The organism is Halomonas elongata (assembly GCF_029081005.1).
GTDB classification, from domain to species: Bacteria; Pseudomonadota; Gammaproteobacteria; order Pseudomonadales; family Halomonadaceae; genus Halomonas; species Halomonas elongata_B.
Window position 1 is genome coordinate 1 of record NZ_JAJQTQ010000019.1, and the last position, 24,024, is coordinate 24,024.

Here is a 24,024-nt window from a genome sequence, read left to right on the forward strand (position 1 = left end):
ACCAGCATGACCACCGTCTCGTGGACCCAGGAGGTGGGCGAGGCGAAGGCGTAGCGCATGATCACTTCATAGACGCTAATGACCATGGCGACCAGCACCAGCCAGGCAGCGATGCGGCCGCAGACTGCCACGCCCCGGTCGAAGGCGTTGCGCACCGGGTCGGGGGGTGTCGGACTCGGCGTGGCGCCCCGTGGATCGCCAGCATCCTCGGTGGTGGAAGACATCTTGACTCCGTGCCGCCCTTGTCGGGCAGCGTGGTGGCGTAATGACGAGGGGCCGGCGAGGCCGGCCCGGGTGTTCAGGTAGAAAAGCGCGCGTGCTTACAGCTGGCCGCGAGCTTCGAGGAAGCCGGTGGCGGCGTCGTAGACCTTTTGGGTCATCTCGTTGCGACCGGCCCATTCCTTCCACTCTTTCTCTGCGGCTTGGCGGAACTTCTTGCGCTCTTCCGCCGGCAGGTTGAATGGATGCACCTCAGGGTCCTCACGAAGCTTGGCGAGGGTCTCGATATCCTGTTCCTTGAGGCGGGCGATCAAGTCATACGCCATGGCGTCGAAGGCGGTCTCGAGCGTGGTCTGCAGTTCCGCCGGCAGGCTGTCCCATGTCTCCTTGTTGATCGACACCGCGATCATCGGCATGGAGTGGAAGCCTGGATAGAGCGGGTAAGGGGCGAAGGCGTGCAGCCCCTGGGCGTCGTTGTTGGAAAGCACCGTGGAATCGGCGGCATCGATCACGCCCTTCTCCAGGCCGGTATAGACCTCGGAGCCCGGCAGGTTGACCGGGGTGGCGCCGATGCGCTCGAAGATGTTGTAGACCATGCCCTGTGGCGCGCGAAGCTTGAGGCCCTCGAAGTCCTCCAGGCTCTCGATGGGGACGGTGGAGGGAACGGATTCGAGCGGGAAGGTGGCGGCCCCGATCAAGTGGGTGCCATAGGGCTCGGCGAGTTCATTGTAGAGCTCCTCGCCGCCCCCCTGTTTCATGAACTCCAGGAAGTCATAGGGATCGCTCCAGGCGCCGACCAGGTTGCCCAGCATGCCGAAGGCCGGGTCCTGGCCGGAGAAGTAACTCGGGTCGGTCATGTGACCCTGCAGGATGCCGGAGCTGACGGCCTGCAGTGTTTCGGTGGGGCCCACCACGGCGTTGATGGGCAGCAATTCGATCTGGACGCGGCCATCGGTCATGGTGCCGATGCGTTCGGCCCACTCCTGCTTGACCTTGAAACTCGGTTCGCCGGCGGTTTCCGAGGCCTGGAAGGTCCATTCGTACTCCGCGGCATGGGCACCGGTCACACTCAGCAACAGGGCGGAAGCGCCCAGGAGCAGCTTGGGGGTCAGGTGTGGCATCGAATCTCTCCGTTCGGGGAGTTTGTTGTTGACGTTCGTGCTGCGTGTTTCGAGTTGTCGTGATATGTGCCCGCTCTCTCTTGTCGAATCCGTGGCTGGTCGCGGTTGTCGTGTCGCGGACCATCGAAAGCGAGCAGGAGGAATGTTGCCCACAAGTCATATATGTTCAACATATACTTTCGTATGTGTGTACTTTGCTCTCGTCTCGTCGTAGTGTCCGTGGCACATCATCGGTGGGTCTTGCCCATCGCCCAGGAATGCCGCGAGGAGTCACCTCCATGTCGTCACCGAAGAACGCCAACAAGCCGACGCTGCGCAGCGCCGAATGGTTCGGCAGCGCCGACAAGAACGGCTTCATGTATCGCAGCTGGATGAAGAACCAGGGCATCCCCGACCACGAATTCCAGGGCAAGCCGATCATCGGCATCTGCAATACCTGGTCGGAACTGACGCCTTGCAACGCCCACTTCCGCAAGATTGCCGACCACGTCAAGCAGGGTGTCCTGGAGGCGGGCGGCTATCCGGTGGAATTCCCGGTGTTTTCCAACGGCGAGTCCAACTTGCGGCCGACGGCGATGTTCACTCGCAATCTGGCGAGCATGGATGTCGAGGAAGCGATCCGGGGCAACCCGATCGATGCGGTGGTGCTGCTGGTCGGCTGCGACAAGACCACGCCGGCACTGTTGATGGGGGCGGCGAGCTGCGATATCCCGACGATCGTGGTCACCGGTGGACCGATGCTCAACGGCAAGCAGGAAGGGCGTGACATCGGCTCGGGAACGGTGGTCTGGCGGCTCTCCGAGGAGGTCAAGGCCGGCAAGATCTCGATGCATGATTTCATGGCGGCCGAGGCCGGGATGTCACGTTCGGCGGGGACCTGCAACACCATGGGCACGGCCTCGACCATGGCCTGCATGGCCGAGTCGCTGGGCGTGTCGCTGCCGCACAACGCCGCTATCCCGGCGGTCGATTCGCGTCGTTATGTGCTGGCCCACCTGTCGGGGAATCGTATCGTCGAGATGGTCGACGAGGATCTCCGGCTCTCGAAGATCCTGACGCGAGAGGCCTTCGAGAATGCCATTCGCACCAATGCGGCGATTGGTGGTTCGACCAACGCCGTGATTCACCTCAAGGCCATCGCCGGTCGCATCGGCGCCGATCTGGCGCTGAACGACTGGACGCGCATTGGTCGCGGTACGCCGACGCTGGTGGACCTGCAGCCATCGGGACGCTTCCTGATGGAGGAGTTCTACTATGCCGGTGGGTTGCCCGCCGTTCTGCGCCGACTGGGCGAAGCCGACCGCCTGCCTCACAAGGAGGCCCCGACCGTCAACGGCAGGACCCTGTGGGAGAACGTCTGCGAGGCGCCGCTCTACAACGATGAGGTGATCCGGCCGCTGGACAACCCGCTGGTCGAGGATGGTGGCATGTGCGTGCTGCACGGCAATCTGGCGCCCAAGGGGGCAGTGCTCAAGCCGTCGGCGGCGACCCCCGAACTGATGACGCACCGGGGTCGTGCCGTAGTGTTCGAGGACTTCGACGACTACAAGGCACGCATCAATGACCCCGATCTGGACGTGGATGCCGACAGCGTGCTGGTGATGAAACATTGCGGGCCACGCGGGTATCACGGCATGGCCGAGGTGGGCAACATGGGCTTGCCGGCCAAGCTGCTCGAGCAGGGTGTCACCGACATGGTACGACTCTCGGACGCGCGCATGAGCGGGACGGCCTACGGCACCGTGGTGCTGCATGTGGCGCCGGAGGCGGCGGCCGGGGGACCGCTGGCGGCGGTGCGCAACGGCGACTGGATCGAACTGGATGCCTACGCCGGCAAGCTGCATCTGGACATCGAGGACGATGAGCTCCAGGCACGTCTGGCCGAGCACGATCCCACCCAGGCCTCGCGGCAGATCGCCAGCAGTGGCGGCTATCGTCAGCTCTACATCGAGCATGTGCTGCAGGCGGACGAAGGCTGTGACTTCGACTTCCTGGTGGGGTGCCGGGGTGCCGACGTGCCGCGCCATTCTCACTGAGACCGGAGACGCCATGACGACCCAGCGACCCCGCATGACATCCGACCGACTGCGCTCGCGCGACTGGTTCGACAACCCCGAGCATCCGGGCACCACGGCCCTGTGCATCGAGCGCTACATGAACCAGGGAATCACCCTGGAGGAACTGACGTCCGGCCGACCGATCATCGGTATCTGCCAGTCGGGATCCGACCTGACGCCCTGCAATCGCCATCACATCGAGCTGGTGAAACGCGTCAAGGATGGGATCCGTGCCGCCGGTGGAGTGCCCTTCGAGTTCCCGCTGCATCCTATCCATGAGAATGTGCGTCGGCCCACGGCCGCGCTGGATCGCAACCTGGCCTATCTCGGGCTGGTCGAGGTGCTGCATGGCTACCCGCTGGACGGCGTGGTGTTGACCACCGGCTGCGACAAGACCACCCCGGCCTGCCTGATGGCCGCGGCGACGGTGAATATCCCGGCCATCGTGCTGTCCGGCGGGCCGATGCTCAACGGCTGGCGGGGTGCCGAGCGTGTCGGCTCGGGGACCGTGGTCTGGGAGATGCGCAAGCGCCTGGCGGCCGGTGACATCGATTATCCCGAATTCCTGTCGCGAATCGCCGATTCCGCGCCCTCGGTGGGGCACTGCAATACCATGGGCACCGCCTCGACCATGAATTCCATGGCCGAAGCACTGGGCATGAGTCTGCCCGGTTCGGCAATGATCCCCGGCCCCTACAAGGAACGCGGTGCGGTCGCCTATGCCACCGGCGAGCGCATCGTCGACATGGTCTGGGACGATCTGCGACCGAGCGATATCCTGACCCGCGAAGCGTTCGAGAACGCTGTGGTGACCTGCTCGGCATTGGGCGGTTCCTCCAACGCCCCGGTACATGTCAACGCCATTGCCCGCCATGCCGGTGTCGCGCTCGACAACGACGACTGGCAATGCCTCGGTCACGAGGTGCCGCTGCTGGCCAACGTGATGCCGGCGGGCGCTTACCTGGGCGAGGAGTTTCATCGTGCCGGGGGCGTGCCGGCGGTGATGTTCGAGCTGCTGGCCGCCGGGCGGTTGCACGGCGATGTGCCGACCGTCAACGGCAGGACGCTGGCCGAGAACCTGACCGGCCGCGAGACCGCCGACGACGAGGTGATCCGCCGCTACGCCAATCCGTTGGTCGAACATGCAGGGTTTCTCAACCTCACGGGCAACCTGTTCGACTCGGCGCTGATGAAGACCAGCGTGATTTCCGCCGATTTCCGCCGCCGTTTCCTCGATACGCCCGAGGACCCTGATGCCTTCGAGGGCCGAGTGGTGGTGTTCGATGGCTCGGAGGACTACCACGCCCGCATCGACGACCCCGGCCTCGAGATCGATGCCACCACCATCCTGGTGATGCGAGGTGCCGGACCGGTAGGGCACCCCGGTGGCGCCGAAGTGGTCAACATGCAGCCGCCGGCCTCCTTGATTCGGCAGGGCATCGAGTCGTTGCCGTGCCTCGGCGACGGTCGTCAGTCGGGCACATCGGGGTCGCCCTCGATCCTCAATGCCTCGCCGGAGGCCGCCACCGGTGGGCCCCTGGCATTGCTCGAGACCGGTGACCGGCTGCGCGTCGACCTGGGACGCTGCAAGGTGACCCTGCGGGTGGACGAGGCCGAGCTGGCGTCGCGCCGTGAGCGCCTGGAGGCCGAGGGCGGGTATCGCTATCCCGACCACCAGACGCCTTGGCAGGAGATCCAGAGGACGCTGGTGGCGCCCCTGGCGGACGGGATGACGCTGCGCAACGCGCCCGATTATCGGGATGTGGCGCGTCAAAGTCCGCCCCGGGACAATCATTAGACGGATCTTGCCCTCAATGGCGGGCACCTTCTCGAGACGGTAGGATGCCCGGCCAGCATTTCGCATCAGGAGGTTTCATGTCCCCATTTCGCCTGGGCCTGGTCGGGGCCGGGAAGATCGTTCGCGATCAGCATCTCGCCGCCATCCAGGCCACGCCCGGTCTCGAGCTCGTCGCTGTGGCCGATCCCCACGCTCGGCTCGAGGGCGTGCCCGGCCATGCCTCGCTGGGGGCGATGTTGTCCGAGGAACCGTCGCTGGATGCCGTGGCGATCTGCACCCCGGCCCATCTGCGCCATGCCCTGGCCCGCGAGGCGCTGGCGCACGGCAAGGCCGTCATGCTCGAAAAGCCGCCCGGCGCGACCCTGGCCGAGGTCGAGGATCTGAACGCCCTGGCCGAGTCGCGGGGCAGCGTGCTCTTCGCCGCCTGGCATTCGCGTTTTGCCCCCGCCGTTCCGGTCGCCAGGCAGTGGCTGAGCGAGCGTCGAGTCACGGGAATCGAGATCGTCTGGCATGAAGACGTCAGGGTCTGGCACCCCGGTCAGGCATGGCTCTGGGAAGCGGGCGGCATGGGCGTGTTCGATCCCGGTATCAATGCCTTGTCGATCGTCACTCGGCTGGTCGATACCCCTTTCTTCCTGAAGCGCGCCACGCTCGAGGTGCCCGACAATTGCCAGACCCCGATTGCTGCCCGGCTGCATCTGCGCGATGGTGCGGGCGTGCCCCTGGAGGCGGATTTCGACTTCCGCCACGAGGACCCGCCGCGCTGGGAGATGACCATCATCACCGAGGAAGGGCGCCTCGAACTGTCCGGCGGTGGGCGTCGGTTGACGCTCGATGGTGAGACGGTGGTCGACGAGCCGGAGCGCGAATATTCGGGCCTCTATACCCATTTTCACGAACTGTTGACCACGGGGCGTAGCGATGTGGACGTCACGCCGTTACGGCATGTGGCGGATGCCATGATGTTGGGGCATCGGGAGATAGTGTCGCCTTTTCACTGATTTTGCCCTTGTGACCCACATGGAGGCGAGAAATACGTTGGCCCGCCGATAGCGGGCCTGGCTCGGGTCTTCGCTCGCCGACTTTCTGGCCAGGCACTCAAGAAAAAAGCACGCGAGTCAGCCGTTGGCCCATCCCTCGGCGATCACCTCGCGCAGCAGGGTGGTCAGGGCGGCGGCGCCGGGGGAGAGACGTTGCTGGCGGAGGGTGATGAGGCCATAGGGCTGGACGCTCAGGGCTTCCTCGGTGGGCAGTACCCGGAAACGCTGCGGGTCGCATAGCAGTTCGGCGACTTCCCGGCTGGTGACCGTCAGGGTGTCGGAGTTGGCCACCAGTGCCAGCGATACCAGGACGTCCGAGGTGTTGATGATATGCGTCGGCGGCGAGAGGTCGTGATACATCAGAAGATGATCGACGCGCTGCCGCATCAGGGCGCCCGGCGGCTGGAGCGACCAGGGGTAGGCCTTCATGTCGGCCAGCGACGGCGAGGCGACATTCGCCAGCGGATGCTCGCGTCGACACACCACGCTGATGGCCTCCTCGCCGATCTCCTCGAAGACGAAATGCCCGGGGTCGAACCCGGCGGGAATGCGCGAGATGACCATGTCGAGCTCGCCTTCCAGCAATCGAGGCACCAGGGCCGGGCTCACATCCACATCGACGCTGATCTTGAGGCCCGGCAATTGGCGATGAACGCGTTCCAGGGCCCGGGAGATCAGTGTCACCGCCGGCGCCATCACGGTGCCCACGGAGACCGCGCCGGCATTGCCGGCGTTCAGGGCATTGAGCTCGTCGCCGGTCTGCTGCAGGGAGGAGAGGATGCTGCGGGCATGACGCACCGCCACCTCGCCATACCAGTTGGGCTCGACGCCTCGCGAATGACGTTCGAACAGGCGTACGCCCAGGCGTCCTTCCAGTTCGCCGAGCAGCTTCGAGGCGGCGGGCTGGCTCATGGAAAGGCTGGCGGCCGCACGATGCAGGTTGCGGTGATCGTCCAGGGCCAGGAACAACTGCAGGTGGCGTAACTTTAGTCTTACCTTGAGAAACCAGTCGGGTGGCAACTCACCCATGGTGGAGCGACGTGTCATATTGTGATAACCAAATGGGTATTGATAACTCGATAAGTCATTATTAGCGGATAATGTCTCATCTGTCTAATGTGGTCGACGATCAGTGGGACGTCACAGGAAGGAGACAACAACAAATGACCGCATTCGACCGCTTCTCAGGCACATCGGCAGTGCAAGGTGCATGGCTTGGCACTCGAAACGGAGCATGGGCCATGCTGGCCGCCTTGCCGCTGGTGGCCGGCATCGCTTTCGCTCAGGAGACAACACGGGACGGAACGGGAATGGAGCAGCAGCGAAGTATCGAGCAAGGCGTTTTCGGCACCCTGCCGGATGGTCGCGAGGTGGCACTTTACACCCTGACCAATACCCGGGGGGCGCGTCTGTCGGTGACGCCTTACGGGGGGATCATCGTCGCCCTCGAGGTGCCGGATGCCGAGGGCGAATTCGGCGACGTCGTGCTGGGGTTCGACCGACTTGAGGGCTATCTGTCGTCGGCCTATCGCCAGGCCAATCCCTACTTCGGGGCCCTGATCGGACGCTATGGCAACCGTATTGCCGGTGGTGAGTTCCGTCTGGATGGCGAGGTACATACCTTGCCCACCAACGATGGCGACAATCACCTGCATGGCGGCGATCGCGGGTTCGACCGGCGTCTCTGGGAGGCCGAAACCGTCGAGGACGAGCGAGGCGTGGGGGTGATCCTGACGCTGACCAGTGCCGATGGGGACCAGGGATATCCGGGAGAACTACAGGCTCGGGTTCGTTATACGCTGAGTGATGACAATGCCGTCACCGTCGACTATCACGCCACCTCCGACGTTGCCACGCCGGTCAATCTCACTCAGCACAGTTACTTCAATCTCGATGGCGTGACCGGGCAGCAAGCCGACGGCGACGATATTCTCGATCACCGCCTGACGATCGATGCCGATGCCTTCACACCGGTGGATGATGGCCTGATTCCGACCGGTGAGCTGCGCTCCGTGGCGCAGACACCCTTTGATTTCCGCGAGCCCACGGCCATCGGCGAGCGCATCGAGGCCGACAACACCCAATTGGCCAGAGGCCAGGGCTATGATCACAACTTCGTCCTCGACCGGGAGGGCCTGGGCGAGGACGAGCTGGTGACGGCGGCTCGCCTGGAGGCCGGACACAGCGGCAGGGTGATGGAAGTGCTCACCACCGAGCCCGGTCTCCAGTTCTACTCGGGCAACTTCCTGGATGGCTCCTTGGCCGGCAAGGGCGGGACGACCTACGGCCATCGTTTCGGCCTGGCCCTGGAAACCCAGCATTTTCCGGACTCACCCAATCGGCCCGATTTCCCTTCGACATTGCTGCAGCCAGGGGAAACCTACCAAAGCCAGACTCGGTACGTTTTTTCTACCAACTCGACGACCGGCGGTTCAGAGACGACTTCAAACTGACTTTTAACTCTGTGAGCGGCCCTCGACCCACTACAGCGATGGCACCTTGAGCCGATAGGCTCAAGGCCAGCCAGAACAGTTGGGTCGGTTTTTGGGCTTATTGAGTGCTGATTAAAAAATAGTTGAATGTCGAAAGGAAAAAATAATTTTCTTTTCTGAGGGACTTGGCTGCTCCTTATGGGGAAGTTGTGTCGTGAATAAGCGTAAGGAGGTGTTTGAAGAAATCTAACTGAAAGGAGTGCTATGGATATGGATTATCCGGGGGATGTAATAAATCTAATCGATAAAAGAGGTATCTAGTGCAAATACAATTAAAATCATGTGTTGGAGTTCTGTCCGTTCTTTTGGCAAATTCAGCATTTGCTGATGTGGTCCATGAGTATGAGTCGGGGAAATTAACCTTTGGCGGTGATGTTGAGCTTGATATCAATGCTCAAAACTCCCAGGAGGGCCCGATCTTTCTGGATGGAGAGTTCGAGAGAAGTGATGAGTACAACCAAACCGGACGTGTTCTGCTCGAGGCTGCTGGTGAGCATACCAGCGGTAAGAACTATGCTCGCTTCAAGGTCCAGCCTCTGGTCGGCACCGACGGTGGTATGGGAGTCGATGATGCCTGGCTAGCGCTTGGTAATCGTGATAACGGCCTTGAGCTCAAGGTGGGGCGCTTCGAAGCCTTCGATCTTTTCCCGTTAGGCCAGGATGTTTTCGTTGAATACAGCGGTGATACTGCCAACGATCTGTACTCTGATGGCCACGGTTATATCTATCAGGCCAAGGAGGGGCGCGGCCGCGGCGGAGACTCCGGCCAGGTACTGCTCAGCCAGACGCGCGGCGACTTCTATGCTGAAGTTTCGACCCTGTTTGGCGATCGCACCAATCTTTTTGCAAGCGATACGTATCATGGCTATGCCATCGACCCCGAGAACGATGCCAAGAACTCCTTTATCGTACGACCGGTAGTGGCCTGGACCCCGGGGCCCTGGACACTGGCCGTAGGGGGGGAAACCAACGTTGTTGATGATGCCATTGTCGATGAACGTGGCGAGGATATCAGCGACCGTACAGGCTATGGTACGCGGCTTTCCTACTCTCTGGACGATTTCAGCGTCAATGCCAATCTGGCTTACCTGGACGCCCATGAGGAGGAAAACCTGACGCTGGGTCTCAATGCTTTGTGGCATGATTTCGGCTTGGGCTATATCCACGCGCGTAACGATATCGATAGCGTTCAGGAAAGCGCTGAAGTGATCAGCGTGCCTGGCACCTATACTTCCGACACCCTGTACACTTCATACCGCTTTTCCCAGGTAATGGGTATCGATAACCTTGATATCTATCTTGGAGCCTATTATAGCAAGATTGATCAGAAGGATAGCGACGGTGGAGACGCCGATCGTTACGGCGGTCGACTGCGATTCAAGTATTATTTTTAACCTCGACTTGTCAAGGAAACACGATATTTCCCACCACACCGACCTGCTTTTAAGTACTAGTAGCGGGTGATGTCAGGTGTTGATAATGGCCCGAGCTCTGTGTCCTGAAGAGCTCGGGCTTTTTCTTTGCGAGGTATGTTTGCATGTTTATAAGGGTCATAGGCATGTCGATAAACTTTAGTCGCAGAGTATTCATTTCCACGATGATGGTGACCTCATTGGATCGGTGATTTCTTCATATTCAATATACATAATGATATCGGTTTTTAACGTTAGTGGTATTGGATGGTTATGGCGTAAATCTGTATTACTAGGGGCTGAGAAGATAACGAAATATGCGTGGAACCGACGGTGTGAGCGGGCCGCGTGAGACCAGAATTGCATGTTGTCACTGGAGGGGCTTTATGCTCATTCGTGCGTCGCTGCACCGAGACTTTAAGATCAGTACTATCGATGACCGGCTCTATTCAGCGTTCATCGAACACATGGGGCGCGCAATCTATTCGGGGATCTATGAACCCGGCCATCCCGAAGCCGATTCAAACGGTTTTCGCCTGGATGTTCTCGATCTGGTGCGCGCTCTCAATATTCCGGCGATTCGATATCCGGGTGGGAATTTCGTTTCAGCGTATCGGTGGGAAGATGGTGTAGGTCCCAAGGATCAGCGTCCCGTCCGTCTCGATCTTGCCTGGAGGTCAAAGGAAACCAATCAGGTTGGTATCAATGAGTTCGCGCAATGGGCCGAGATGGCTGGTATCGATATGATGCTTGCCGTTAATCTTGGCTCTAGAGGATTGGAAGATGCCCGGAATTTTGCTGAATATGTACTCCATCCATCAGGAACTTACTGGTCGGAACTTCGCCGAAGCCATAATGTAAACAAACCATATGATGTCAGGATGTGGTGCCTGGGTAATGAAATGGATGGTCCCTGGCAGGTCGGTCAAAAGAATGCCAGGGAATACGGTCATCTTGCCAATGAGACGTCCAAGGCGCTCAAGGCAATCAACGGAAAAATCGAGGCTATTGTATGTGGATCATCCAATGATGAGATGCCGACCTATCCTGATTGGGAGCGTGAGGTGCTCGAAGAATGCTACGAAAATGTAGATTATATATCGCTGCATAAATATTTCGGTAACTCAAGCAACGATACCCTTAACTACTTCGGCAAGATCGAGGAAACCGGTCGCTATATACAAGCTATCGGTGGCGTCATAGATTTCATCAAGGCAAAGAAGCGTGCCAAGAATGATGTCTACATTTGCTTCGACGAATGGAATGTCTGGTATCACCAGCGTGAAGAGGATTCAAAGCGCTGGAAAACATGGGATTGGCCAGAAGCGCCCGATCTTCTTGAGGAAGATTACAATTTCGAAGACGCATTATTCGTCGCCGGCCTGTTGAATGAATTTATTCGACGCAGTGATCGGGTTCGTATTGCATGTATCGCCCAGCTCGTCAACGTCATTGCCCCGATCCGAGCTGAAAAGGGTGGAATAGCTTGGTGTCAGACAATTTATTATCCCTATCAGTTTGCATCTCTTTATGGGCGAGGAGTCGCGCTAAACGTCTCCGTAGATGGGCCTACCTACGATTGCAATGTGGCTGATGATGTAAATTATCTCGATGTTGCCGCAGTGCATGATGAAAAGAATGAGAAGGTTACATTGTTCATGGTGAATCGACACTTGGAAGAAATTGCCGATCTCGATTTGTCACTTTACGGCTTCGATGCGGCACGGGTGATCGAACACACGGTGATGGAAGGGTTTGATTTGCGAGAAACAAATGGGCCGAACAGGCCGTCTGCCGTCGCGCCCTTTGATGGCGTGGGAGTTGGTGTCGAGGGTTGTCAGGTAAGGGGTAAGCTTTCGCCGTTGTCTTATCATGTTGTACGGCTCGATGTGGGACGAGGAGCAAGATCATGACCGGAGTTCGTCTTCATTCTGTTGATAAATATTTTGGTGATGACCAGATCATCGATGATGTGTCGATGAATATCTCAAAAGGGGAGTTCGCTGTTTTTGTCGGACCTTCCGGGTGTGGGAAGTCGACGTTACTGCGCATGATTGCGGGTCTCGAGGAGACGAATGGAGGCGCCATCGATATCGAAGGGCGGGACATTACTAAGGTTGAGCCTGCCAAGCGTGAAGTCTCGATGGTGTTCCAGTCCTATGCGTTGTATCCACACTTGAGTGTCTTCGAGAACATGGCGTTTAGTTTGCGGCTGGCGCGTACTCCCAAGCAAAAAGTGATCGAACAGGTCCGGGCGGCTGCGGATATTCTCAAGCTCGAAGGACATCTGGACAAGAAGCCGTCCGAGCTTTCGGGCGGTCAACGTCAACGTGTAGCGATTGGGCGAGCCATCGTTCGCCAGCCTAAAGTGTTCCTGTTTGATGAGCCGCTGTCCAACCTCGATGCTGAATTGCGAGTCCAGATGCGGCTCGAGTTATCGCGACTCCACCAGAAAATTGGAGCGACCATGATCTATGTGACCCACGATCAGGTCGAGGCGATGACGTTGGCCGACAAGATTTTTGTTCTGCGTGACGGCATGGTTCAGCAGGCTGGGCCACCGCTCGAACTTTATGATGACCCTGCCAACCAGTTCGTTGCCGGGTTCATTGGCTCCCCCGCCATGAATTTCCTCTCCGCCGTTGTCACCAGGAAAACTGTGAAGGGCATCGTGGCCGAGATCGAGGGAACTAACGGTCAATCACTCGAGGCGGATATCACGCAGAGTGTGATCGAGGAAGGGCAGGCGGTGACGCTGGGGATAAGGCCCGAGCACTTGCATATGCGTGAGGGAGGTTTTAGCTCCACTGTCGAATTGACCGAGAACCTCGGTGGCGTTGCCTACTTGTATACACGGCTGGCTGGTGGCCAGGAGGTCGTGATCGAACGTCGCGGGGAGAGGGCACTGCATGCACGAGCGTCCGTTCAAGTCTGGGCGGATTCCAAGGATGTTCTGGTTTTTTCCAAGCAAGGAAAGCGCTTGCGGTAAAAGATGGCCACATTTCGTAATGTGCATGTCTGGGCTAGTCGGGTAGCAATAAATTATTACAACGGAGGACGTATGAAAGTATTTAAATCCATGATGATTGCCGCGGTGGCATCTTCCATTGCATCTCCAGTGCTGGCGGAAACTGAAGTCGTTTGGTGGGATTTTTTTGCTGGTGGAGATGGTGTGCGAATGAAATCGCTGATCGATCAGTTCAATGAAGAGCACCCTGATATTACGATAAATGGCACGACATCCGAGTGGGGGGTGCCGTTCTATACCAAGGTGCGTACGGCCGCTGCTGTAGGCCAGGGGCCGGATGTGGTGACCTATCACCTCTCTCGCCTGCCTCGTGCTCTTTCCGAAGGCGTTCTGACGCCGATTAACGATTCGGACCTCGAAACCGTTGGCCTGTCACGCGGTGATTTCTTTGAGCGGGCGTCAAAGGCCGCGTCTGACGAGGACGGTACCCTGTATGCCGTACCCTTCGATATTCACTCGGTCGTTCTCTACTACAACAAGAGTTATCTCGAGGGTACCGAATATCTTGATGACGATGGAGAACTGACGGGCATCGAGAGTCTCAACGACTTCAATAACGCTTTGAAGGTTGCTCAGGACAATGGGGCACAGCCACCACTCTCTTACCAGACCGGGGGGCCTGGCGGTGTCTGGCGCATGTTCTATACGCTTCTCAGCCAGCAAGGAGGAGCATTCATCGAGAATGGTGAGGTGTTGCCCGGCGAAAACTTCGACAAGGCCGTACAGGCAATCGAGATCATGCAGGACTGGGGAGATAAAGGTTACCAGCCCGAGAATGCCGAATATGAAGCTTCCGTAGCATTATTTACATCGGGTAAATCGGCTTTCCAGATCAATGGCGTGTGGGAGGTACCCACAATGACCGATATGGAGAAGGCCGGAACACTTGGATTTGAATGGGGGGCTGTGCAGGTACCGACCCTGTTGGATGAAGAGGCGGTATGGGCCGATAGCCATGCCTTCGCCATTCCCATCCAGGGTGACGAAGAGATGTCGGAGGAAAAGCGTGAAGCTGTGATGACGGTTATTGCCTGGATGGAAAAGCATGCCATCAGCTGGGCACGTGCCGGCCATATCCCGGCCTATACCCCCGTCGCTGAAAGCGATGAGTTCCGTCAGATGGAGCCCAATGCCACTTATTCCTCGCTCGTGGATATTGCCGCTTATGATCCTCGTTCAACTATCGCCGGTGTTGCCTCGCCGGTCTATGATGCGGCGCTCAACAACATAGCGCCGGCGATTCATGGCTTTCTCTCGCCTGAGCAGGCTGCCGAGCAAATGAAGAGCGAGCTTCAATCATTGCGCGATTGATGAGTGTAGTGCGTGTTCCGCGCCCACATGAATGGCGCGGAACGGAAGCTCAAGGGGAGTATTAACATTGGCTATGATAACAAATAGACGCAGGCACATTGTGGTGGCGATGACGCTCATTGCGCCCTTTGTCCTGATATTTGGTCTTGTGTTTCTCTATCCCATGATCCGCGTGGTAGAGCTTAGCTTCACCAATGCGCCGTTGATCGGATCCGGTGAGTGGGTAGGGTTGGAAAATTACAGACAACTGCTGACGGACAACCTCTTCTATACGTCGCTCAAGAACAATGGCTATTTCGTTCTTCTGACGGTCATCCCTACGACGGTGATCGCACTGGCTATCGCGATAGCCGTCAACCGGCTATCTGGAAGAATGCAGGCACTCGTTCTAGCGACCTTTTTTCTTCCTTATATTCTCCCGGTCTCGGTGGTAACCCAGATATGGGCATGGATGCTTGATTTTCAGTTCGGCATTCTACAGCCGGTCATAGAGTATTTTGTCGGCGAGCCGGTGGCTGTCTTTAAACAGCCTGCATGGGTAATGCCTACAGTTGCGGTCGTTACTATCTGGTGGACCAATGGTTTCAATGTGCTACTTTTTATCGCGGGATTACGCAACATTCCCAAGGAACTTTATGAGGCGGCGTCGCTTGATGGGGCCACGCGACGCCAGTTATTCATGAAAGTTACCTGGCCATTGTTATGGCCGGTGACCGCATTGGTCATGACTCTCCAGCTGATCCTGCAGCTGAAATTGTTCGACCAGGTATACCTTCTGAGCGGTGGTGGTCCATTCAATTCATCGTATGTTCTATTGATGATGGTCTATCGTGAGGCCTTTCAGCTCAATAACGGCGGTTATGCTTCAGCGGTGGCGCTGGTTCTGTTCGTTGTCATCATGGTCGTCTCGGTTCTGCAATTTCAACTCCTGAGAATGGGAGGGCGTAAATGAATGTCCGAAGGATGCAAGGCAGTGAACGTGCCGATACGGCACTGACGACTTCCGGGGGATGGGGTGTTAACCTCAATATACGAAAGCTCGAGAACAAGGTCCTCCTGGCTATTACGCTGATTGGTGCCGCAATCTGGATCTTTCCGCTTTATTGGGCCTTTGTCACATCGATTCGCGATGAAGACCATGTGGTAAGCGAGAACGCCGGTATCCTGCCTGACATGTTCAATCTGACGGCTTACGTCGAGTCGATTTTCAATACCAGTATTCTGAAATGGTATGTCAACTCGATCGGAACCTCACTGATCATCACCGTACTGGTGCTAATCTCGGGGATGATGTGTGCTTATGCGCTTTCGCAGATGCGTTTCCCCGGCCGTCGGATACTCTATGCGGTGGTGATGGCCAGCTTCATGATTCCCACCCAGGCACTCGTTGTCACCCAGTTCGTGCTGATGAACGATATGGGGCTTGTCAACACCTGGGCAGGTATCATACTGCCGCAGCTCATCGTTCCAGTCGTCATCATCGTCTACAAGCAGTTCTTCGATGCTGTGCCCAAAGAGATGCGTGAGGCAGTGCTGCTCGATGGAGGGGGGGAGTATACGCTTCTTTTCAAAATTTATTTGCCTCTCAACTGGGGGATCACGACTGCACTGGCAATCATCACTTTCATCATGGCATGGAACCAGTTCTTTTGGCCTTTTCTTGTGATCACCTCGGAAGACATGATGACGATTCCGGTGGGGATCACCCAAGTCAGGGATACATTCGGGGTCAGTTACGCGCGGGTCATGGCGGTGGCGCTTCTTGGTGCGGCACCTGTTGCGATTGCTTACCTCATTTTTCAGAAAAAAGTGACTGAGGCCGTGATGATCTCCTCAGGGGTCAAGGGCTAGTGCGGTCTACCAAAATGCTGGATTCGTTGCTTCCTGTACCTGACGCTTCGTATCAGACATCGGACGACTAACCTTTGCTGGATTGCCACTCCCGTGGATGTCGACGCCCCGGTCGGGTTTCCTCCGGGGCGTCGTTGTGCCCGGCAACCGTAGGTGGCGACACACTTTAGTCGCAGCATGCTGGGCCTGGCGGTGATGGTGGTCTCGGTCGTTCGGTCCTTGTCGCGGAAGTGATATTTAATTTTATATCAATTACTGACCATAAACGCATTGGATGGTTATGTTGAGACGGCATAGGGTGGAAGCGCATCCGGTGCATGCCATGACACCACCGGAGACAGCTTTCACAACACGTCACAACAACAAACGCCCCCAGGGCAAAGGAGACGCCTATGTCCCGCTTCCCCATTCTCGCTCCCCTCGCATTCGGTGCCTGCCTGGCGCTGTCGCCGCTGGTTCAGGCTCAAGATGACGTCACGCTCGGCTTCATCGTCAAGAAGCCCGAACAGGCCTGGTTCATCAATGAGCAGGATGCCGCCACCCGGCTGGGTGAAGAGAAAGGCTTCGAGGTCGTCAGGCTCGCCGGTGAAGACGGTCAAGAGGTGCTGAGCGCCATCGACAACCTCAATTCCCAAGGTGCCCAGGGGTTCGTTATCTGTCCGCCCGATGTGCGCCTCGGACCCACCATCATGCGCCGCGCCGAACAGTACGGCATGAAGGTGGTGACCGTGGATGATCGTTTCGTCAATGCCGATGGTGAGCCCATGGAGGCGGTGCCGCATCTGGGCATGTCGGGCTACAAGATCGGTCAACAGGTCGGCAATGCCATCGCGGACGAAATGGAAGCCCGAGGCTGGGATCCCGAGAAGGTCGCGGCACTACGCATCACCAACTATGAGCTGCCCACGGCCAAGAAACGTACCGACGGTGCCACTGATGCGCTGCTGGACCGAGGGTTCCAGGAAAGCAACATCCTGGATGCCCCCCAGCAGAACACCGATACCTCCAGTGCCTTCTCGGCGGCCTCTCCGGTCTTCTCCAAGAACGGCGAATACGAGCACTGGGTCATTTATGCGCTCAACGAAGAAAGCGTGCTGGGCGGGGTGCGAGCTTCCGAGCAGTACGGTCTGGCCGCCGACGATGTGATCGGGGTCGGGATCAATGGTTCCGGCGCGGCTTTTGCCGAGTTCTCCCGGGAGAAGCCGACCGGCTTCCACGGCACCGTGGCAGTCAGTTCCACCATGCATGGTCGCCAGACGGCGCAGAACCTTTATACCTGGGTCACCGAGGGTGACAAGCCGAAGGCCAATACCGAAACCACCGGCACCCTGATGACCCGTGACAACTGGGAGGCGGTACGCGATGAGCTCGGTCTCTGAGAGTGCCGTGGCGGTCGCACGGGCAGGCGTCGGCAAGGCCGCCGACGCTTACCTGAGTGTCGAGAACGTGACGGTCGAGTTCCCCGGGGTCAAGGCGTTGAACGGGGTGAGCTTCGCCGCCCGGGCGGGGGAGGTCCATGCGTTGATGGGGGAAAACGGTGCCGGCAAGTCGACCCTGCTCAAGGTGCTGAGTGGCGTCAATCGAGTCAGCGAGGGGGCCTTGTGGCTCGATGGCGAGCGGCACGTCTTCGCCCATGAACGGCAGGCGCTGGCCCAGGGTATCGCCATCATCTATCAGGAGCTGACGCTGTCGCCGAATCTGTCGGTAGCGGAAAACCTGTTGCTCGGTCAGTTGCCGGAACGACGCGGCATGCTCGATCGTCGCCGCCTGCATGAGCGAGCCAGGGAGATCCTTGTCGAGCTGGGGGAAGACTCGGTTCATCCCGCCACCAAGGTCCGCGACCTTTCCATCGGCCAGCAGCAGATGATCGAGATCGGCCGAGCGCTGTTGCGGGATGCCCGGGTCATCGCCTTCGATGAGCCCACCAGTAGCCTCTCCGTTCAGGAGACCCGGCAGCTCAAGCGCATCGTTCAGCGCCTGCGCGATGAAGGTCGGGTCGTGCTCTATGTCACGCACCGCATGGAGGAAGTGTTCGAGATGTGCGATGCCGTCACGGTATTCCGCGATGGCCAGCACATTCGTACCCACGAAACCATGGCGGGGCTCGATCACGACACCCTGGTCAGCGAGATGGTGGGGCGCGACATCGATGATGTCTATGGTTACCGACCGCGATCCACCGGCGACGTATTGATGGAGGTCGATAGCCTGTGTGGTCGGGGTGTGAATGCGCCGGTCAGTTTTTCGGTGCGGCGTGGCGAGGTATTCGGTCTGTTCGGCCTGGTCGGTGCCGGTCGCAGCGAGCTGATGCGGCTGGTATGCGGCGTGGAGTCGCCGAGCGAGGGTCAGGTCAGGCTGGACGGCGAAGCGCGACGTTTCACGACACCCGGTGAAGCGGTTCGCGCCGGTATTGCCATGTGTCCTGAAGACCGCAAGTCCCAGGGCATCTTTCCCATCGCCAGTGTGACCGACAACTTGAATATCAGTTGTCGGCGCTTCTTCAAGCGCCTCGGCGGCTTTCGGAACCCCCGCCGCGAGTTGGCCAATACCGAGGACTACATCACGAGGCTCAGCATCAAGACGCCGGGCCCGCGCACGCGCATCAGCAACCTGTCCGGCGGCAACCAGCAGAAGGTGATCCTGGCACGCTGGTTATCGGAGCGCATCGAGCTGTTCGTCATGGACGAGCCGACACGCGGAATCGATGTCGGCGCCCGTCGCGACATCTACTCCCTGCTGTACGACCTGGCCGAGAACGACAAGGGCGTGGTGGTGATTTCCAGCGACTTGGCGGAGATCAGCGCCATCTGCGATCGCATCGGTGTGATGCGCGACGGCGAACTGGTCGACATCGTGTCCCGTGACGAGGCCACGCCGGAACGCTTGCTGGGCCTGGCATTGCCGGCCTGATGACCAGAAGACAACAATGCTTGAGAGACTGTCATGACAATCCAGAAGACTGCTCAGGGCGATGGTGTTCAGTCGTCCCTTCCCGAGAGTCGCAAGGCCCTGTCCAAGCCATTGCGCACCCTGCTCGATACCTCGGGCCTTTTTGCCATTTTTGCGCTGCTGTTCATCGGACTGTCGGTGATGATCCCCGACTTCCTCACCGGTCGTAACATGGTCGGGTTGCTGCTTTCGGTGACCCTGATCGGGACCATTTCCACCACCATGATGATGGTGCTCGCGCTCGGTGAGGTCGATCTGTCGGTAGCCTCGATCGTGGCCTTTGCCGGGGTGGTGGCCGCCGTGGTCACCAGTGCTTCCGGCAGCGTGGTGATCGGCGTGCTGGGTGGCGTGGCTGCCGGCGGCGCGGTGGGGGCCTTCAATGGGTTCGTGGTGGCGCGATTCGGTATCAACTCCTTGATCGCCACGCTGGCGGCCATGGAGTTCGTGCGGGGGCTGGCCTATATCACCTCGGGCGGCGATGCGGTAATGATCACCGTGCCGGCTTTCTTCGAGCTGGGCAGCGCCTCTTTCCTGGGACTCACTCTGCCGGTGTGGACCATGATCGGCTGCTTCGTGGTCTTCGGCGTGTTGCTCAACATGACGTCCTTCGGGCGCAATGTGCTCGCTACCGGCGGCAATGCCGAAGCCGCGGCCCTGGCGGGGGTCAATGTGCGACGCCTGAAGATCATCGTGTTTGGCCTTCAGGGCGTGGTCGCGGGTATCGCCGGGGTCTTGCTGACGTCGCGGATGGGCCTGGGTGACCCCAATACCTCGCTGGGTCTGGAACTGGCCGTGATCTCGGCCTGTGTACTGGGCGGCGTGGCACTTTCCGGGGGGATCGCTTCGATCACCGGCGTGCTGGTCGGGGTGTTGATCATGGGCTGTGTGCAGAACGCCATGGGACTGCTCAACGTGCCGACCTTCTATCAGTATCTGGTGCGTGGCGCTATCCTGCTGCTGGCGGTGCTGTTCGATCGCTGGAAGCAGACGCGACGCAGTCGAGCCTAGGTGTAGACAGGCTTCGGACAAGATCTGAGCAGCAGTCACCATGAAGCCTCCGGAGGTTGATGACGTCCGGAGGCTTTTGTCGTCGTGGCAGGATAATCGCATCACTTGATGAAACGAACGGAAGAGATGATGACAACGCTATCGAATGCCGTGGAGCTCGCTCTCGAGCTCGACATGAGCCTGGGCGAGAGTCCGGTCTGGTCCACCGAGCGACAGACGTTGTACTGGGTCGATATCAATCGCGGCCATGTCTATGCCTGGTCGCCGGCTGGTCACGAAACACCGCGGCGGCACGATTTCGAGCATACGGTCGGTTGCGTGGCACTGACCGAGGAGGGACTGCTGGTAGCCACCGCGCCGGGCTTGACGCATCTGTCGCTGCCGTCAGGCGAGCACAGCGATCCGGGCGTGGCCAATCCCGAGTGGGGCCTTGATGGAGGCAATCGCTTCAATGATGGTCGCTGTGATCCGGCCGGGCGCTTCTGGGTCGGAACCTTGAATCCCGAACAGGGGGGCGCGGCCCTGTATCGTCTGGAAGACGGACACCTGATCGCCGCCAGGCGCGATCTGCACATTGCCAATGGGCTGGCCTTCAGCCCGGATGGCCGCTGGCTGTACCACACCGATTCACCGACACGTCGGGTGATGCGCCATGCCTTCGATGCCGCGACCGGCGAGGTCGGCGTGGGCGAGACCTGGATCGATCTGGACGCGCACGATCTTCCCGGCGTGCCGGACGGCGCCGCGGTAGATATCGACGGTCACTACTGGAGTGCGCTGTACGGAGGCGCTCGGGTGGCCCGCTTCGATTCCGAGGGCCGTCTCGTGGCGCAATACGCCGTCCCGTGCCCGAACCCGACGATGGTGGCCTTCGGCGGTCGCGATCTGCGTACCCTCTATATCACCACCGCCACCCAAGACATGGATGACCAGGCGTTGCGTCGTCACCCCCTGGCGGGCAGCCTTTTGTCACTCGAGGTGGAAACGCCGGGTCTGGCGGAGCCTTGCCTGACCCGGCGATGAGTGTCGTCAGGCAAGTATGCCTTCGAGCCGGAAGGTGCCGAAGCCCGGGGTGGGCAATGTGATGGTCGTCATGTTCGCTCCTTGGATGGGTGGGGCTCGGGGCGTCGGGTTCAAGCGCCGGTCGCGGCGGCGTCGACGAAGACCCGTTCCAGGTGCGCACGGTACTCGTCCTGATGGGTGTCGATGTCCGGTGCCTTGATCACATCGTTGGCCAGGTAGGTCGGCAGGGCACTCATGCCGAGGAACTCCATGGCCTTGTGCACGGGAAAATAAACGCCGTCGACGCCGCGTCCTTCGAAGAAATTGCCAGGCTGGTCGAAGGCCTCGCTCGGTGCATTCCAGGTCAGCGACAGCAGGTAATGCTTGCCCTGCAGCAGGCCCCCGCTGCCGTACTGGAGGCTGGGATCATGGCGTGAGCGACCGTCGCTGGCGTACAGGCTGCCATGGCCCTGGGTGAGCACCTCGTCCAGGTAGCGCTTGACGGTCCAGGGCGTGCCCATCCACCAGCCGGGCATCTGCAGGATGATGGCGTCGGCCCAGAGCCATTTCTTGATCTCGGTCTCGGTGTCATAGCCGTCGTCGATGCGGGTCTCCTGAAGCTGATGGCCCTGCTCGGCCAGGGTGCCGCGAGCCGTTTCGTGCAGGGTGTCATTGTAGCGGCCGCCGGAGTGGGCAAAGGCCTTGGCGCCGTTGAGTAGCAGAATATTCATAAAATCCATTAAGTGGCTAATGAGTTGCGTGCCCGGTAGATGCGCGCGAAAGCAGTGGCCTTCAATGCTCGTCCAGCGCAAAACACTTTCTCGATGGGCGCAAAGGTGTGGCTCGGGACGGGGCCGTCACGCGAATGTCACGGGCGGTGATCGGGTCGTGGGTGGTTCAGAAGCCTCGACGGTTGGGCAGTCTGCGCCGACTTTTCTGCATGATAAATGTGGGTAAAATGGAAACACTTTTTCGGAAAGTGCAATAATAGGTCGTGTCCGGCGAGGAGAATCCGACTTGCAGAGTCGTACGGAAGATCTTGAGCTGCTCGTGGCGGTCGTCGACAGCGGCGGATTCAGCGCTGCCGCCCGGCGGCTGGATATTCCGGTGGCGCGGGTGTCGCACGCCGTGCAGCGACTCGAGCGACGGCTCGATACGCCGTTGCTCAATCGCACGACTCGCAGCGTGACGCTGACCAGCGAGGGTCGGGTGTTCGTCGAGCAGGTGCGCGATGGGCTAGGTCGGCTCGCCGAGGCCGAGGAAGCCATGCGTCTCAGTCGAGAACGGCCCAGCGGGCCGCTGCGGGTGGACGCGGCGACGCCCTTCATGCTGCATCAACTGGTGCCGTTGATCGGAGACTTCCGGGACTGCTACCCGGGCATCGAGCTGGAGCTTTCGGCCTCGGACGACATCATCAATCTGCTCGAGCAGCGCACCGATGTGGCGATCCGCATCGGTGGCCTGGAGGATTCCACTCTGCATGCCCGTTCACTGGGGCGCTCGCCGTTGCAGCTGGTGGCCAGTCCGCAGTATCTGGAGCGCCACGGCGTGCCGGTCAGCCCTGCAGCGTTGCGCGACCATAGACTGCTGGGGTTTCTCAATGTCAATAACCTCAACCACTGGCCAGTGGAGGGCCTGACCCGACAGGGGGCCAATATCCAGCCCCAGTTGAGCACGTCCAGCGGCGAGGTCATGCTTCAGCTTTGCCTGGCCGGCGAAGGCATCGCCTGTCTGTCGCGCTTCATGATTCAGGACGAGCTGGTCCAGGGAAGGCTGGTCAGTCTGATGGCCGACCGCATCATCAGTCCCAATCCGCGAGAGCAGGTTCAGGCGGTCTACTACCGCAACACGGCCCTGTCGGCTCGGATCGGCGCCTTTCTGGACTTCGTCGCGCCGAGGCTACGGCTGTAAACCGGCCGGTCGGAGGAGGGAAATCCTATTCCTCACGGGCACTGGCATCCGCGTCGCGGTCCCGGCATCCTGTGGGGCATGACCCTCGAATTTCGCCCCCGGCTCGGCAGCGTCGAGCGATGCTATCCGCCCGACTGCCTCAGCGATACCCATGACCACCACCAGTTGCTGGTGGGGCTCGACGGCCGCGTGGACGTCGAGGTGGAGGGGCGCGGTGCGGCCGTGGTGCCCGGCGGTGTCTGTGTGATTCCCGCCGCCGCGACCCATCATTACCTGGGGCTGGGTATCGACAATCGTTGCCGCGTGCTGGATCTGCCGATTGGCAAAGACGCCATCGATGCGTTGTTCGAGCGCATCCGCTTTCTGAGCCTGTCGCCGGAGGAGGCCCGGAGCCTGGACGATGGTGCCCTGCTGGCACGGCTCGGTGGTGCGCCGCCCTGGTGTGGGCCGCGGCTCAATATGGCGCGGCTGACCCGGCTGGTGCAGGACGATCCGGCCGCGCCCTGGAACCTGGCGCGCCTGGCCGAGGCCGCCAGGCTTTCGGAGCGCCAGTTGCGTCGCAGTATTCTCGACGCTACCAGCCAGCCTCCCTGGCAGTGGCTGCAGGGCCAGCGCCTGGCCCGGGCCGAGCGTATGCTGACAACCGGCGATGCCACGATCACCGAGATCGCCCTGGCCTGCGGCTTCGCCGACGGGGCCCAGTTCAGCCGCCACTTCCGCCGTTGGCGGGGCATGACGCCGAGTGACTTCCGCCGCCGGCCATGATGGCCGAAATCGACAAGCCGTCGTCGCGTCGAGCGGTCACACTCGTCGGTCCATCCCGCG

At 59.8% G+C, this 24,024-nt stretch carries 20 protein-coding genes; 16 read left to right on the plus strand and 4 right to left on the minus strand.

All coding sequences use genetic code 11. The annotated features are described in order from the left end of the window. Together LU493_RS13885 and LU493_RS13890 are read right to left on the minus strand one after the other, a co-directional pair. A partial coding sequence (locus LU493_RS13885) for a TRAP transporter small permease subunit (RefSeq protein WP_428994565.1) occupies positions 1-224 on the minus strand: 224 nt, incomplete at its 3' end. Between the two features lie 96 nt (positions 225-320). Then, complete coding sequence (locus LU493_RS13890) at positions 321-1,340, minus strand: TRAP transporter substrate-binding protein (RefSeq protein WP_275288383.1); 1,020 nt, start codon at positions 1,338-1,340, stop codon at positions 321-323. Positions 1,341-1,618: 278 nt separating this feature from the next. Between LU493_RS13890 and LU493_RS13895 the strand changes: the two genes are divergently transcribed. The 3 genes from LU493_RS13895 (at position 1,619) to LU493_RS13905 (ending at position 6,196) form a co-directional block, all read left to right on the plus strand. After that, entirely contained in the window at positions 1,619-3,376 is a 1,758-nt protein-coding gene (locus tag LU493_RS13895; RefSeq protein ID WP_275288384.1) for an IlvD/Edd family dehydratase, read from the plus strand. A 13-nt stretch (positions 3,377-3,389) separates the two neighbouring features. Beyond that, positions 3,390-5,195, plus strand: coding sequence for an IlvD/Edd family dehydratase (locus LU493_RS13900; RefSeq protein WP_275288385.1), 1,806 nt, complete (start codon positions 3,390-3,392; stop codon positions 5,193-5,195). A gap of 77 nt (positions 5,196-5,272) precedes the next feature. Next, complete coding sequence (locus tag LU493_RS13905) at positions 5,273-6,196, plus strand: Gfo/Idh/MocA family protein (RefSeq protein WP_275288386.1); 924 nt, start codon at positions 5,273-5,275, stop codon at positions 6,194-6,196. Positions 6,197-6,313: 117 nt separating this feature from the next. On the opposite strand, the gene LU493_RS13910 is transcribed toward LU493_RS13905, so the two are convergent. Next, positions 6,314-7,264, minus strand: coding sequence for a LysR family transcriptional regulator (locus tag LU493_RS13910; RefSeq protein WP_428994566.1), 951 nt, complete (start codon positions 7,262-7,264; stop codon positions 6,314-6,316). 212 nt (positions 7,265-7,476) lie between these two features. Between LU493_RS13910 and LU493_RS13915 the strand changes: the two genes are divergently transcribed. The 11 genes from LU493_RS13915 to LU493_RS13965 all read left to right on the plus strand — a co-directional run bounded on the left by LU493_RS13915 (position 7,477) and on the right by LU493_RS13965 (position 21,309). Beyond that, the gene (locus LU493_RS13915) at positions 7,477-8,688 is read left to right on the plus strand and encodes an aldose epimerase family protein (protein ID WP_275288388.1); all 1,212 of its coding nucleotides are present in this window, start codon (positions 7,477-7,479) and stop codon (positions 8,686-8,688) included. A gap of 299 nt (positions 8,689-8,987) precedes the next feature. Then, positions 8,988-10,121, plus strand: a complete 1,134-nt coding sequence (locus LU493_RS13920) for a carbohydrate porin (protein ID WP_275288389.1) — start codon at positions 8,988-8,990, stop codon at positions 10,119-10,121. Positions 10,122-10,525: 404 nt separating this feature from the next. Then, positions 10,526-12,052, plus strand: coding sequence for an alpha-N-arabinofuranosidase (locus LU493_RS13925; RefSeq protein ID WP_275288390.1), 1,527 nt, complete (start codon positions 10,526-10,528; stop codon positions 12,050-12,052). After that, entirely contained in the window at positions 12,049-13,128 is a 1,080-nt protein-coding gene (locus tag LU493_RS13930; RefSeq protein ID WP_275288391.1) for an ABC transporter ATP-binding protein, read from the plus strand. The genes LU493_RS13925 and LU493_RS13930 overlap by 4 nt, the downstream gene beginning before the upstream one ends. 72 nt (positions 13,129-13,200) lie before the next feature. Further along, entirely contained in the window at positions 13,201-14,478 is a 1,278-nt protein-coding gene (locus LU493_RS13935; RefSeq protein WP_275288392.1) for an extracellular solute-binding protein, read from the plus strand. 109 nt (positions 14,479-14,587) lie between these two features. Continuing rightward, entirely contained in the window at positions 14,588-15,430 is an 843-nt protein-coding gene (locus tag LU493_RS13940) for a carbohydrate ABC transporter permease (protein ID WP_275288443.1), read from the plus strand. Then, entirely contained in the window at positions 15,427-16,329 is a 903-nt protein-coding gene (locus tag LU493_RS13945; protein ID WP_275288393.1) for a carbohydrate ABC transporter permease, read from the plus strand. Before LU493_RS13940 ends, LU493_RS13945 begins: the two co-directional genes overlap by 4 nt. 392 nt (positions 16,330-16,721) lie before the next feature. Continuing rightward, positions 16,722-17,708, plus strand: a complete 987-nt coding sequence (locus tag LU493_RS13950; protein ID WP_275288394.1) for an arabinose ABC transporter substrate-binding protein — start codon at positions 16,722-16,724, stop codon at positions 17,706-17,708. Then, positions 17,692-19,239, plus strand: a complete 1,548-nt coding sequence (araG, locus tag LU493_RS13955; protein WP_275288395.1) for an L-arabinose ABC transporter ATP-binding protein AraG — start codon at positions 17,692-17,694, stop codon at positions 19,237-19,239. Before LU493_RS13950 ends, araG begins: the two co-directional genes overlap by 17 nt. A gap of 33 nt (positions 19,240-19,272) precedes the next feature. Then, on the plus strand, positions 19,273-20,286 hold the full coding sequence (araH, locus tag LU493_RS13960) for an L-arabinose ABC transporter permease AraH (protein WP_275288396.1): 1,014 nt from the start codon (positions 19,273-19,275) through the stop codon (positions 20,284-20,286). A gap of 129 nt (positions 20,287-20,415) precedes the next feature. Further along, entirely contained in the window at positions 20,416-21,309 is an 894-nt protein-coding gene (locus LU493_RS13965) for an SMP-30/gluconolactonase/LRE family protein (RefSeq protein ID WP_275288397.1), read from the plus strand. Positions 21,310-21,419: 110 nt separating this feature from the next. Here the strand turns inward: LU493_RS13965 and LU493_RS13970 are convergent, their stop codons facing one another. After that, entirely contained in the window at positions 21,420-22,019 is a 600-nt protein-coding gene (locus tag LU493_RS13970) for an NAD(P)H-dependent oxidoreductase (RefSeq protein WP_275288398.1), read from the minus strand. Positions 22,020-22,305: 286 nt separating this feature from the next. On the opposite strand from LU493_RS13970, the gene LU493_RS13975 reads away from it, so the two are divergent. Both LU493_RS13975 and LU493_RS13980 read left to right on the plus strand, forming a co-directional pair. Continuing rightward, positions 22,306-23,199 carry a LysR family transcriptional regulator gene (locus tag LU493_RS13975; RefSeq protein ID WP_275288399.1) on the plus strand — a complete coding sequence of 298 codons (894 nt, stop codon included), beginning with the start codon at positions 22,306-22,308 and terminating at the stop codon, positions 23,197-23,199. Between the two features lie 78 nt (positions 23,200-23,277). Beyond that, the gene (locus tag LU493_RS13980) at positions 23,278-23,964 is read left to right on the plus strand and encodes an AraC family transcriptional regulator (protein WP_275288400.1); all 687 of its coding nucleotides are present in this window, start codon (positions 23,278-23,280) and stop codon (positions 23,962-23,964) included. The last annotated feature ends 60 nt before the right edge of the window (positions 23,965-24,024 follow it).

What these genes read in the sequence shown, in the direction of transcription:
- LU493_RS13890 (WP_275288383.1), bottom strand. Translation starts at nt 1,340, where the DNA reads ATGCCACACCTGACCCCCAAGCTGCTCCTGGGCGCTTCCGCCCTGTTG.
- LU493_RS13895 (WP_275288384.1), top strand. Translation starts at nt 1,619, where the DNA reads ATGTCGTCACCGAAGAACGCCAACAAGCCGACGCTGCGCAGCGCCGAA.
- LU493_RS13900 (WP_275288385.1), top strand. Translation starts at nt 3,390, where the DNA reads ATGACGACCCAGCGACCCCGCATGACATCCGACCGACTGCGCTCGCGC.
- LU493_RS13905 (WP_275288386.1), top strand. Translation starts at nt 5,273, where the DNA reads ATGTCCCCATTTCGCCTGGGCCTGGTCGGGGCCGGGAAGATCGTTCGC.
- LU493_RS13910 (WP_428994566.1), bottom strand. Translation starts at nt 7,264, where the DNA reads ATGGGTGAGTTGCCACCCGACTGGTTTCTCAAGGTAAGACTAAAGTTA.
- LU493_RS13915 (WP_275288388.1), top strand. Translation starts at nt 7,477, where the DNA reads ATGCTGGCCGCCTTGCCGCTGGTGGCCGGCATCGCTTTCGCTCAGGAG.
- LU493_RS13925 (WP_275288390.1), top strand. Translation starts at nt 10,526, where the DNA reads ATGCTCATTCGTGCGTCGCTGCACCGAGACTTTAAGATCAGTACTATC.
- LU493_RS13930 (WP_275288391.1), top strand. Translation starts at nt 12,049, where the DNA reads ATGACCGGAGTTCGTCTTCATTCTGTTGATAAATATTTTGGTGATGAC.
- LU493_RS13935 (WP_275288392.1), top strand. Translation starts at nt 13,201, where the DNA reads ATGAAAGTATTTAAATCCATGATGATTGCCGCGGTGGCATCTTCCATT.
- LU493_RS13940 (WP_275288443.1), top strand. Translation starts at nt 14,588, where the DNA reads ATGACGCTCATTGCGCCCTTTGTCCTGATATTTGGTCTTGTGTTTCTC.
- LU493_RS13945 (WP_275288393.1), top strand. Translation starts at nt 15,427, where the DNA reads ATGAATGTCCGAAGGATGCAAGGCAGTGAACGTGCCGATACGGCACTG.
- LU493_RS13950 (WP_275288394.1), top strand. Translation starts at nt 16,722, where the DNA reads ATGTCCCGCTTCCCCATTCTCGCTCCCCTCGCATTCGGTGCCTGCCTG.
- araG (WP_275288395.1), top strand. Translation starts at nt 17,692, where the DNA reads ATGAGCTCGGTCTCTGAGAGTGCCGTGGCGGTCGCACGGGCAGGCGTC.
- araH (WP_275288396.1), top strand. Translation starts at nt 19,273, where the DNA reads ATGACAATCCAGAAGACTGCTCAGGGCGATGGTGTTCAGTCGTCCCTT.
- LU493_RS13965 (WP_275288397.1), top strand. Translation starts at nt 20,416, where the DNA reads ATGACAACGCTATCGAATGCCGTGGAGCTCGCTCTCGAGCTCGACATG.
- LU493_RS13970 (WP_275288398.1), bottom strand. Translation starts at nt 22,019, where the DNA reads ATGAATATTCTGCTACTCAACGGCGCCAAGGCCTTTGCCCACTCCGGC.
- LU493_RS13980 (WP_275288400.1), top strand. Translation starts at nt 23,278, where the DNA reads ATGACCCTCGAATTTCGCCCCCGGCTCGGCAGCGTCGAGCGATGCTAT.